The organism is Caballeronia sp. A2-2 (assembly GCF_057612605.2).
Genome location: NZ_JBVFIR010000004.1, coordinates 111,001 through 123,193, shown reverse-complemented (window position 1 = coordinate 123,193; position 12,193 = coordinate 111,001). Strand labels below are relative to the sequence as shown.

General features: G+C 57.9%; 10 protein-coding genes. 5 read left to right on the top strand and 5 right to left on the bottom strand.

Annotation, left to right across the window (positions count from 1 at the left end; translation table 11 throughout):
- Window positions 1–293: 293 nt before the first annotated feature.
- Window positions 294–569, bottom strand: coding sequence for a hypothetical protein (locus ACZCWR_RS31485; RefSeq protein WP_487306598.1), 276 nt, complete (start codon window positions 567–569; stop codon window positions 294–296).
- Between the two features lie 54 nt (window positions 570–623).
- Between ACZCWR_RS31485 and ACZCWR_RS31480 the strand changes: the two genes are divergently transcribed.
- The 5 genes from ACZCWR_RS31480 to ACZCWR_RS31460 all read left to right on the top strand — a co-directional run bounded on the left by ACZCWR_RS31480 (window position 624) and on the right by ACZCWR_RS31460 (window position 7,406).
- Window positions 624–1,568, top strand: coding sequence for a dihydrodipicolinate synthase family protein (locus ACZCWR_RS31480; RefSeq protein WP_487306597.1), 945 nt, complete (start codon window positions 624–626; stop codon window positions 1,566–1,568).
- Window positions 1,569–1,606: 38 nt separating this feature from the next.
- On the top strand, window positions 1,607–2,914 hold the full coding sequence (locus ACZCWR_RS31475; protein WP_487306596.1) for an MFS transporter: 1,308 nt from the start codon (window positions 1,607–1,609) through the stop codon (window positions 2,912–2,914).
- Between the two features lie 2 nt (window positions 2,915–2,916).
- Entirely contained in the window at window positions 2,917–3,861 is a 945-nt protein-coding gene (locus ACZCWR_RS31470; protein WP_487306595.1) for a 2-hydroxyacid dehydrogenase, read from the top strand.
- A 364-nt stretch (window positions 3,862–4,225) separates the two neighbouring features.
- Window positions 4,226–5,614 carry a tetratricopeptide repeat protein gene (locus ACZCWR_RS31465; protein ID WP_487306594.1) on the top strand — a complete coding sequence of 463 codons (1,389 nt, stop codon included), beginning with the start codon at window positions 4,226–4,228 and terminating at the stop codon, window positions 5,612–5,614.
- A 217-nt stretch (window positions 5,615–5,831) separates the two neighbouring features.
- The gene (locus ACZCWR_RS31460) at window positions 5,832–7,406 is read left to right on the top strand and encodes a tetratricopeptide repeat protein (protein ID WP_487306593.1); all 1,575 of its coding nucleotides are present in this window, start codon (window positions 5,832–5,834) and stop codon (window positions 7,404–7,406) included.
- Here the strand turns inward: ACZCWR_RS31460 and ACZCWR_RS31455 are convergent.
- The 4 genes from ACZCWR_RS31455 to ACZCWR_RS31440 form a co-directional block, all read right to left on the bottom strand.
- Window positions 7,403–8,338: an amidohydrolase family protein gene (locus ACZCWR_RS31455; protein ID WP_487306592.1), complete on the bottom strand. Its 936-nt coding sequence runs from the start codon at window positions 8,336–8,338 to the stop codon at window positions 7,403–7,405. The genes ACZCWR_RS31460 and ACZCWR_RS31455 overlap by 4 nt on opposite strands.
- Window positions 8,339–8,361: 23 nt before the next feature.
- Window positions 8,362–9,168 carry an NAD-dependent epimerase/dehydratase family protein gene (locus tag ACZCWR_RS31450; protein ID WP_487306591.1) on the bottom strand — a complete coding sequence of 269 codons (807 nt, stop codon included), beginning with the start codon at window positions 9,166–9,168 and terminating at the stop codon, window positions 8,362–8,364.
- Window positions 9,169–9,179: 11 nt separating this feature from the next.
- Window positions 9,180–10,472 (bottom strand): MFS transporter, encoded by a 1,293-nt coding sequence (locus ACZCWR_RS31445; protein ID WP_487306590.1) that lies wholly within the window; start codon window positions 10,470–10,472, stop codon window positions 9,180–9,182.
- Between the two features lie 79 nt (window positions 10,473–10,551).
- Complete coding sequence (locus ACZCWR_RS31440) at window positions 10,552–12,102, bottom strand: UxaA family hydrolase (RefSeq protein ID WP_487306589.1); 1,551 nt, start codon at window positions 12,100–12,102, stop codon at window positions 10,552–10,554.
- Window positions 12,103–12,193 lie beyond the last annotated feature (91 nt).

The window sequence follows — 12,193 nt, the reverse complement described above, 5'->3', positions numbered from 1 at the left end:
CATCCCATCGGGCACTACCTTGGTTAGCACTTCCGTAAAGCGGCACACCGAAAGCGTTAGGTTTTGCTCGAAGTGCTGACTAAGGTAGGGCCGAATAGCAAAAGAGCGGAGAAGCGTGATGTGGCTGGGCGCTGATACGCTGCGGGATTCCGTTCTAAAGCTCTCGGCGCGCGCAGCGCATGGCCGATTGAATGAATGCGGTCCACTTAGACTAGAGAGTTGGAGCGCGTAATCGCGAGGTTGCCTAAGCGGCTTGTCATGCGTGGCAGGTCCTATTGCGGCCAATGTATGGGTTAATCCAGACCAACACTTTCCAGCCATCGTGCATGGGTTGAAAAGCTGCTTTCTTTGGTGACTTTCTTTGCAGCAGCAAAGAAAGTTACCCCCCCGCCGGGGAGGCGGCTACTGAACAAAAAGCACAAAAAACAGAAGCCCTTTCCATAACAAGTCAACAACACCTCACCCAACGCGATCCGATAAGGCCAAGCATCGACTAACACCCCCAAACCCACCTCCAAGACATAAAAATTTTTTGCCTTTGAAGCAAGCCCCCCTCGATTCATCTCCATTCAACCCAAAGCGATACTGAGCGCGATCATCCACAAATCAAGGGAGACGCCCTCATGTCCGCCACCTTTCATGGCGCTTTATCGCCCGTTCTCACGCCCTTCGAGCATGACGGCACGCCATCGGCGCAGCGTTTCATTCGCCATTGCCGCGCCTTGCTCGACGACGATGTGGGTCTCGCGGTCTTCGGCACGAATTCGGAAGCCAACTCATTGTCCGTCGCAGAGAAGCGCGGCTTGCTCGATGCGTTGATCGGCGCAGGCTTGCCCGCCACACGCATGATGCCCGGCACCGGTGCATGCGCATTGCCGGACACGATCGAACTCACGCGCCATGCAGTCGCAAACGGATGCGGCGGCGTGCTCATGCTGCCGCCGTTCTACTACAAGGGCGTCAGCGACGAAGGCCTGTATCGCGCATTCTCAACCGTGATCGATGCCGTCGGCGATGCCCGTCTCAGGATCTATCTCTATCACATTCCGCCCGTCGCACAGGTGCCCTTGAGTCTTTCGCTCATCGAACGATTGTTGAAGGCTTATCCGGGAACCATTGCAGGCATCAAGGACAGTTCGGGCGACTGGAACAACACGTCCGCCATGATCGATGCATTCGCGCAAGCGGGCTTCGAAGTCTTCGCGGGCAGCGAGACATTCTTGCTGCGCACGCTCGAAGCGGGCGGCGCAGGTTGCATTACCGCGACGGGCAACGTGAATGCAGCGGCCATCGCGAAGCTCGCGCGTGAGTGGCAAGCCGTCGATGCACCCGCGCAACAACGCCGTCTCGACGAAACGCGCGCCGTGTTCCAGCGCTTTCCGATGATCGCCGCGATGAAAGCGGCCATTGCATGGCAATCGGGCGACGAAGCGTGGGCGAACCTACGCGCGCCGCTGGTCGAACTCGATGCCACGCAGCGCGCTCAACTCGAAAGCGCGCTGGAAGCGATCGGCTTTCGCATTCCACATGCAGACAGGCTTGCGTTGCACGCGGAAACGTCGCACTGAGCAGCACCCCATATAAAAACATAAACACGGAGACAACCTTGTCCGACAGTTCCTCACTGCCTGTTTCCATCGAATCGAGCGAGGCCGATTCACTCTTTCGCCGTGTCGCATGGCGCTTCATGCCGCTGCTGTTCGTGGGTTATGTGGTCGCGTATCTGGATCGCGTGAATGTCGGCTTCGCCAAGTTGCAGATGCTCAATGCATTGCATTTGAGCGAAGCGGTTTATGGTTTGGGCGCGGGGCTTTTCTTTGTCGGCTATTTCTTCTTCGAAGTACCAAGTAATTTGTTGTTGCATAAGATCGGTGCGCGGCGTTGGATTGCGCGCATCATGATTACGTGGGCGCTCTTGTCGATGGCTACCGCCTGGGTTTCCACGCCCATGGAGTTTTACGCCGTGCGCTTCATGCTCGGCGTGGCGGAAGCGGGCTTCTTTCCGGGCATGGTGCTGTATCTCACGTACTGGTTTCCGTCGCACCGGCGCGGGAAAATGGTGGCGCTGCTTATGGCGGGCAATCCCGTGTCGGGGCTGATCGGCGGTCCCGCATCGGGCTGGATCATGCATTCCATGCACAATGCAGGCGGGCTCGCCGGCTGGCAATGGCTGTTCATCATCGAGGCGGTGCCGTCGATCGTGCTCGGCATTCTGATCCTGCGTCATCTCGATGACCGCGTGGCCGATGCAACATGGCTTTCCGAGCCGGAAAAGCGCGTGATTCTCGATGAAATCGCCGCCGATACGGCCACGCAAACGCACGGCTCCGTGCGCGCCGTGTTCACCTCGGCGCGCGTCTATCTCATGTGCCTGATCCTCTTTGGCATCGTGATGGGTTCGTACGCCATCGGCTTCTGGCAGCCGACGATTCTTCGCTCGACGGGTATCGAGGACGCGTTCATCATCGGACTCCTGACGATGATTCCCTACTCCGTGGCACTCGTCGCCATGATCGTCACCGGCAAACACGCCGACCAGACACGCGAACGGCGCTGGCATGTCGCTGCACCTGCATTGCTCGCCGGTTGCGGGTTCGTGATCTGCGCGATGTTCGGGTCGTCCTCCGCGATGTCGGTCGCGGGACTGACGTTGGCAACCGCAGGTGTCATCACCGCGCTGCCGATGTTCTGGGCGCTGCCTACCGCGTTTCTCGGCGGCACGGGCGCGGCTGCGGGCATCGCGCTCATCAATTGCACGGGTAATCTGGCGGGCTTCATCAGTCCCGCCGTGATCGGCTGGCTCAAGACGATGACGCATTCACTGTCGTCGGGGCTTTTCGTGGTGGCGGCTTCTCTTGCGTTGTCGGCGCTGCTCATACTCGTGTTCGTGCCGGCACGGCTCGTCAATAAATAATCATGCACAACGACGATTTCATCTTGCCGCCTGTATTGCGGATCGGCGAATTTCCTTCCATTGCGCATGCATTGATCGAAGAACGCTTGAATCTTTTCAAGCTGGAAGATATCGATGCCGACGATGCGTTGCGTCAACGCATAGGCGCGATCGTCACGCGCTCGAACTACGACATCGATCACGCGTTGATCGAGCGCTTGCCATCGCTCAGGATCATCGCGACGAGCGGTGTCGGCTTCGATCGCATTCCCGTGGGCTTTGCGCGTGAGCGTGGTATCGAAGTGACGAATACGCCGGACTTGCTCAATGCGGCCGTTGCCGAATTGACTATCGGTCTGCTGCTGGCGTTGCTGCGGCAACTGCCACGCGCGGATCGATTCGTCCGTGACCGCGCATGGGAACGCGGCGCGTTCGCGCTCGGATCGAGTCTTGCGGGCAAGCGGGTGGGCATCGTGGGGATGGGCCGCATCGGTCGGGAAATCGCACGGCGCCTTTTGCCCTTCGATGTCGAGATCGCGTATTTCGGCCGCACGCGACAGGCGCTTTCTCACGAGTGGTTCGCGCAAGTCGTGGAGCTTGCGCGCTGGTCCGATGTGTTGATCGCAAGCTGTCCGGGCGGAAGCGAGACGCGGCATCTCATCGATGCGACCGTGCTCGATGCGCTCGGGCCCAAGGGATTTCTCGTCAACATCGCGCGCGGCTCGGTAGTGGACGAGAACGCGCTCGTCGATGCATTGAAACGTCACGCCATCGCAGGCGCCGCGCTCGATGTGTTCGAACACGAACCGCTCGGCATGTCGGCCTTGCGTGAGTTGGAAAACGTCGTGATGAGTCCGCATATCGGCAGCGCCACGCATGAAACGCGAATAGCGATGGCGCGGCTGACGGTGGATAACGTGGTGGCGTTCTTCGCAAGCGGGAAGGCGCTTACGCCGGTGACAGGCTGACGCGCATCCAAGTACTGAAACAACCGCCTATAATTCCGCTGGATCGGGCACGCAGTTGATTTTCATCGACTCCAAGACAATTCAACGCGCTGAAACAGTTGCGTTGAAAACGTCCGGTAAACGTAATGTCATTGCAGCACCCATGCTCCGGTGATTTCCGGAACAATTTATAGCAACGGTTAGCAAGTGTATGAATGGTTTTAATTGTTCCAGCCATAGTGAGAATTGCCACTACAGTTCGGCCGTCGATGCGTATCAGAAGGGTTCGTGGGATTCTGCGTGGACACATATAGACGCGTGCCTTTCGACATGCAGCGAAGTCCAACAGCGCATTCAGTCGCTATACCTCAAAGGAACGCTCGCGTTGATCTTGGAGCGTGGTCAGGAAGCCAAGGTTTGCCTTGAGCAGGTCGCGCAACACTTTCCCAGTGCCGATGCCCTTTTAGCCTTGTCTTTGGCGCTGGTGAAATGTGGCGAGTTCGAACGCGCAGCAACAGTGGCACGCAGCGGACTTGCCATTCCTCACGAACAAATTTCGGATCAAGGCAGATCGGAACTTTTCGTTAGCCTGGGAGATGCGCTACGCCTTGCCGAACAATACGAAGAAGCCGCAGATGCCTACAGACAGGCGTTGCATCTGACGCCGAAACACGCCGATGCGCATCGACATCTGGGCTTTTATCTGCATCAACAAGGCGAGATTCAGGCCGCCATCGAACACTATCTACAGGCAGTCGAGATCGATCCGAGCCGACTCGTCACGCGCACGAACCTGGCCTATGCCTTACTGGCCACGGGACGGTTCAAGGAAGCGTGGCCTCACTTCGAACATCGCTGGGTCAGCGTTGTTTCGCCATCCGGGGAGCGCGTGGGTACGGCACACACCTTTCCCATACAAAGATGGGAGGGCGCGCTTGAGGGTTGCGGTAGCCAACGCTTGCTCGTATTGCCCGAGCAGGGATTGGGCGACACGATTCAGTTTTGCCGCTATCTGTTGACGGCATCGGCATTATTTGAGGAAGTGGGCTTCGTATGTCCCAAACCGTTGAAACGCGTGCTCGCCGACTCGTTCAGCAAGCATTGCCCGAATCTCATTCTTCTGGATGATATACCCACGGAATGCTGGGCCTGGGACCGCACCATCTCGCTCCTTTCGATGCCGATGGCGTTCGACACCGATGTGGAAAGCGTACCGGCCGCCATTCCCTATCTATTCGCCGAGCCTCGCGCGGTCAAGAGATTCGCATCCCGGCTTGCAAAGATCGGGATACCGAAACACCCAAAAATCGGCCTCGTGTGGGCAGGCGGACGCGGAGGCCTGAATGCAGACCAATGGCGAAGCATTGCTACCGATCAGATTGGCAAGCTGCTCGAATGGCCTGGCGCTTGCTGGGTGAGCCTGCAGAAGCCAGATAGCGGTGAGAAGGCACTCAAACCCCAACAGCGCGAAAATATCATCGACTGGATGGACGAGATGAAGGATTTCGCGGACACCGCGGCGCTCATTGCTTGCCTTGATCTCGTCATCTCAGTCGACACGTCCGTTGCTCATCTGGCAGCCGCAATGGGCAAACCAGTGTGGCTATTAAATAGGTTTGCCGGCTGCTGGCGATGGTTACATAACCGCGACGACAGTCCCTGGTATCCGGGCATGCGTATCTTCACGCAGAAAGAACGCGGCAACTGGGATGAGGTTTTTGCTCGCGTTTTGAATGAGTTGGAGCATACCGAATTCAATCGGAGTTCGAACTGAAACGACGCCCTATGATTGCGTCTGGTCGAGCGCGAATGCCGAGTCGCCACTCAACTGCGTTTCATCGAATACGATACTGACCGAGGCCCAGATCTCTGAATTAAATAGTCGCGTCGAATAGAAACATTGCTGCAGCTACATTCAATAAGCGCAATTTCGTTGGGGCACCCATGCTCCAGTGACTTTTGGAACAATCCATAGTACGAGTGGTGTGTGTATGAATGTTTTGAAATTCTCTAGTGATAGTGGTCATTGCCACTACCGCCTGTCGGTCGAGGCATATCAAAAGGGCTTGTCGGATTCTGCCTCAACGCATCTGGAAGCGTGCCTTGCAAAGTGCAGCGAAATCGAGCAACGCATGCAGGCGTTATATCTCAAGGGAATGATCGCGCTGTCGACTGAGCGTCCACGGGATGCAAAAGTATGCTTCGAGGAAGTCGCTCAGGGTATTCCAGGCGCCGACGCTCTTTTGGCCCTGTCGGTGGCGCTCGTGCAATGCGGAGAGTTCGAGCGCGCAGCGACCGTCGCGCGCAGCGGACTCGCCATCCCGATCGAACACACTTCGCCGCAGAGCAGATCGGGTTTGTTCTCCAGCTTGGGCGACGCCCTTCGCCTCGATGAGCGAAACGACGAGGCAGCAGAAGCCTACAGACAGGCACTGCGTCTGACACCGGAACACGCCGATGCGCATCGCCATCTGGGCTTTTATCTGTCTCAGAAGGATGAAGTCGAAGCGGCAATCGCACACTATGAACAGGCGGTCGCAATCGATCCGAGCCAAGGCAAAACGCGCTTGAATTTCGCCCGCGCCCTGCTTTCCTTGGGCCGATTCAAGCAAGCATGGCCGCATTTCGAACATCGCTGGGCCGGCATGCTTTCGGAATCCGGGAAGGAGCAGAATGTGACGCCAGCGTTCCCAATACGACCGTGGGACGGCACGCGCGCCGATTGCAGTAGCCAACGCTTGCTCGTCGTGGCCGAGCAAGGGTATGGCGACGCACTTCAATTTTGTCGCTATTTGCCGAAGGTGTCGGCGTTGTTCGCGGAGGTAGGATTCGTATGTCCCAAACCGTTGAGACGCTTACTTGTCGACTCATTCAGCAAGCACTGGCCCAATCTGGTTTTTCTCGGCGATATGCCCAGCGACTTCTGGGCGTGGAATCGATACATCTCACTTATGTCATTGCCGAGGGCATTCGAAACCGATCTGGAAAGCATACCGGCCGCGGTACCCTATTTATTCGCGGAGCGTCGCACCGTCAAGAAATTTTCATCGCGCCTCGAAAAGATCTGCAATTCAAAGCAACCACGAATCGGACTCGCGTGGGCGGGCGGGCATGGAAGCCACGAGGCGGACAGATGGAGAAGCATTTTTCTCGACCAGATAGGCGTGCTGCTCGAATGGCCTGGCGCTTGCTGGGTGAGCTTGCAGAAAGCAGAGAGCCCTGAGAAGGCACTCAAGCCCCACCAGCGCGCAAACATCATCGACTGGATGGACGAGATGAAGGATTTCGCCGACACTGCGGCACTTATCGAATGTCTGGATCTCGTCATCTCAGTCGACACGTCCGTTGCTCATCTTGCAGCCGCAATGGGCAAACCGATCTGGCTATTGAATCGGTTTGCCGGCTGCTGGCGATGGCTTCGCAATCGCGACGACAGTCCGTGGTATCCCGGCATGTGTATCTTCACGCAGAAAGAACGCGGCAACTGGGATGAGGTTCTTGCACGCGTCTTGAATGAGTTGGAGCATACCGAATTCAATCAAGCTCGAGTTCTTGATAGAAACTAGAATTGATAGAGTTTCGCCGGCGTATCCACCAGAATCATTTTCCGCGTCGCTTCGTCGCTCACCACCTGCGCGAAGAGATCGGTGAGCAATGCATCGTCGGGAATCCTATTGAGCGGCTGTTCAGTCGGATGCGGCCAGTCGCTTCCCCACAGCATGCGATCCGGTGCGACCTTCGCAAATGCCGAGGCAAGCGCCACGCTGTCCGCATACGTCGGCGGCCCCACGCGTGTTTCGTTATAGAAGCCGATGAGCTTCACATACGCCTTGCCACTCGTCAGCAAGTCGGCCACCATCTGAAAGCCCGGTTGATGTACCGCATCCGGCTCCGGCACATGCGCGAGGTGATCGAACACGACAGGGCACGGCAAGTCGTACCACGTGCTGCGCGCCTGAAGCAAAAACGCCGACGGCGCATTCACCTGAACATGCCAACCCATCGGCGCGATACGCGCGGCAAGCGGCTTCACCATGTCGAGCGTGGTCGTGCCCGGCGGCGCGAGATTGAAGCGAATGCCTCGCACGCCACCTCGATGCAACGCGATCAATTCTTCCTGCGTGACACTCGTATTGACGACCGCAATGCCTCGAGCACGCCCGTCGAAGCGCGCAATCGATTCGATCAACAAACGATTATCGACGCCATAACTCGAAGGCTGAACGATCACATTGCGCGTCGTGCCGATGCGCGCCTGAAGCTGTCGATAATCGTCGACGGTCGCATCGCCCGGCTTGAGCGTGGCTTCCGGCGCCCACGGATAGCGATGATCGTAAATATGATGATGACTGTCGGTTGCGTTGACCGGCATCTTGAGCGTGGCGCGTTCGGTGCCAGTGGACCATTTAACAGCCGGTGTCTGCGCGCATCCGCTCAAAGCGATGAGCGCACCCATTGCCTTGAGCGTTTTACGACGCTTCTCGTCGAACATCGTCATGTCGTCTCCTTGTTTTTATGCCTTCAACTGATGCGCGAAGGATCTCCGTCGAATTCCACCAGACAACCGAAACCGCCATGAAAAAGCGCTTCGGTTTCATCTTCTTTCTCGCCCGACGCCATGATCCGAGCCTCATGGGTTTGCGCATCGTCTTGCGGACGATAGCCCAAGGCACGCGCATTCGCATTGCTCCAACGATTGCGCGCATTGTCTGACACGCCATATACGATCACGAAGTGATAATCCGGCGCATCCAGACAGCAACGCGTTAGCTGCACCATGTCGCGATGGCTGATCCACGAATAGAGATGACGCGGCGCGCTCGGCATATCGTCCGGACGAAACGAACCGATCCGCATGCACGCCACGGACATGCCATGCTTGTCCGCATAAAGACGTCCCAACGCTTCACCGAAAACTTTCGACACGCCATAGCGGCTATCCGGCCTGAGCGGAACGTTATCGTCGATCATGCGGTCCCGGCGATGAAACCCCACCGCATGATTCGAGCTCGCGAACACGACGCGCTTCACGCCTGCCTGCCGCGCCGCTTCGAATACGTTGTAGCAGCCGTCGATATTCATGTCGCGGATCTTCTCCCATGTGTCTTCGTCGGGAATGCCCGCGAGATGCACCACGGCATCGACACCTTGCATGATGTCGCGAAGTTCGTCGGGTCGCGTGATATCCGCGTGCACGATTTCCTCGTTCTTGCCCGCGGGCGCTTGCGGCGCGATATCCGCGAGACGCAGGACATAGTGCGATTGAAGACCCGCGCGCAACGCGCGTCCGATATGCCCCGCCGCACCCGTGATTAAAACCCGTTTCATGCGTGTTCTCCTCAACGCAAAGGCTGGCTCGCGACGCCGAGTTGCGACGCGCGCCGGTTATGCACGAACAGCACCATTGCGATGACGCCGGTGAAATCGATCAGCGCTCCGAACAAAAACGCGCTGTGATAGCCACCGAAGTATTGAATGAGAAAGCCCGTCAACGCCGGCCCGATGATGCCGGACAGATTACTCAAAAAGTGAATGAAACCGCCCACGCCCCCTTGCCGGTGCAGCGGCAAGATCTCATGCTGAATCGCCCAGATGGCCTGGCACGATCCCGTGAGAAACAGCAGCGCCGCCGCGATCAACCCGACCGCTGCGGCAAGCGAAGTCGCGGACGTGATGCTCAACACGGCCACGCCCGACAACGCGAGCGGAATGGTCGCGACCAGCTTGCGCGCCTTCACGGGATCGTCCATGCGACGATAAATCCAGTCGCCAACCAGCCCGCCGCCGAAATAGCCGATTGCGCCGCATATCCACGGAATCGACGTGATGATGCTCATCTGCTTCAACTCCAGATGCATCACGTTCGTGAGATAGCTCGGCAGCCAAGAAATAAATACGTACTGCGTGTAATTCACGGCGAACAAGCCCGCACCGAGCGCCAGCGTGCTCGGACGACGAAGATATGCGCCTAGCGTCATGCCGTCGTCCTCGACATTGGCCGCTTCGGCCACCGCGCGGCTTTCGTCGATCAGGCGGCGTTCATCGTCATTCACGCGCGCGTTTTGCGAGGGCTTGTCCGTCACGAAGATGCGCCACAATCCGAGCCACAGAAAGCCGAGCACCGCGATCACGATAAACGACGTGCGCCAATCGAAGGCATACGCGATGAGCCCGACGACCGGCCCAGCGATCGCATTGCCAAGCGTTTGACCGGAGAACGTGAAGCCGATCATCGTCGAGGTTTCGTGACGCGGAAACCAGTTCGATATCGTGCGATTGGTATTCGAACTCATCGGACCTTCGCCGATGCCGAAAAACACGCGGCACAGCAACAGTGAGACGAAGCCCGTCGCTGCCGCGGTCAGTCCGCAGAAGATCGACCACAGTCCCATTGCGTACGTGAACACGCGCACGGTGCCCCATTTGTCCGCGAAATAACCGCCGAGAAACGAGAAGATCGAATAGCCGACGAAGAAGCTGCTGAAGATAATGCCGAGTTGCGACGGTGAGAGCTCAAGCGACTTGCCCACGATAGGCGCGACGATGCCGAGCGCCGCGCGGTCCATGTAGTTGATCGCGCCGGCCGTGAATAGCAGGCCCGCGACCACATAGCGGTATTTGCCGTGCTTCATACGTCTCCTTGAGTCTTGTTTTATGAAGCGGCCTGCATCCTTCGGCCGCCGAAGGTCATGCTGTTTTAGTGCTAAGAAATCAACTCATGATGCCAATTTGCCAAGGCACGAATTCATGATCGCCCAGCCCGAGCAATTCACTTTTCGAGCGCTTGCCGGATGCGGTCGCGAGCAGTACATCGAAGATCGCCTGCCCCATGCTCTCGATGGTCGCTTCGCCGTCGAGAATCGCGCCACAATTCAAATCCATGTCTTCGGTGAGACGTCGATACATCGGCGTGTTGGTGGCGAGCTTGATCGAGGGCACGGGTTTCGCACCGAACATGGAGCCGCGTCCTGTCGTGAAGGCGATCAGGTTCGCGCCGCCTGCGATCTGCCCTGTTGCAGATACGGGATCGAAGCCGGGCGTATCCATGAAGACGAGGCCATGTTGCGTGACCGGTTCCGCGTAACGATAGACCTCCATCAGCGGCGTGGTGCCGCCTTTCATCGACGAGCCGATGGACTTCTCGAAGATGTTCGCGAGGCCGCCCACCTGATTGCCGGGACTGACCTTTCCGTTGATCTGCACGTCGCGGCCCACCGAATACGCGTCCTTCCACCAGCGAATGCGTTCGACGAGTTTCTCGCCGACTTCCCGCGTCACGGCGCGGCAGGTGAGCGTGTGTTCGACGCCGTAGACCTCGGGCGTTTCCGACAGAATGGCCGTGCCGCCATGCCGCACGAGCATGTCCATTGCGGCGCCGAGCGCGGGATTCGCGCTGATCGACGAGAAGCCGTCCGAGCCGCCGCATTGCAGGCCGATTTTCAGATGGCTTGCATCGACGGTACTGCGTTTTATGTCGTTAGCCTTTGGCAGCAGCGCCTTGACGGCCTCGATGCCCGCCTCGATCGTCTTGCGCGTGCCACCGGTCTCCTGCATGGTGAACGTATGCAGACGAGCGTTCGGAGACAAGCCTTCCTGATCGAGCAGACCTTGCAGCTGATTGCGTTCGCAACCCAGCCCGACGATCAATGCCGCCGCGAGATTCGCGTGTCGCGCGTAGCCGGCCATGGTTCGGCGCAGAAGCGCCATGGGCTCGCCGCTCATCTCCATGCCGCAGCCGATCGAATGACTGAAGGCCACGACGCCGTCTACGTTGGGATAATCCGCGAGCCGTTCCGGCGTGAACCATTCCGCGATTTTATGCACGACCGTGGCCGAGCAATTCACTGTCGCCAGAATGCCGATGTAGTTGCGCGTGGCCACGTTGCCGTCTGCGCGCACGATGCCTTCGAATGTGGCGCGGCGTTCTTTGGGGAGCATTTCGACTGCTTGGTAATCGCGGCTGTAGGCGTAGTCGCGGTCGAAATCGCGAAATTCCACGTTGTGGCTGTGGACGAGCGTGCCCGCCGGAATTTCTGCTGCTGCAAAGCCAATTACCACGTTGTATTTGCGGATGGGTTCGCCTTTTTGTATTTGCCTCGTGGCGATTTTGTAGCCTGCGGTGATCTGGCTTCGGCTCTTTATGTCTTGCGTTGCATCGATGAGGGTTCCGAATGGCACGTCGGTGCGGGCTATGACGATGTTGTCGTTGGGGTGGAGGCGGATCGTCGGACCCGTTGTGGTCTTTTCGTTCTGCTCGATCATGGGGTTGTTTTTGGCTGGTTTGCACGCTCCGGTTATGGTACGAGGTGGGGAATTGGAATGGTTTGCTTGAGAAGCAAGAAATTTTTATGTT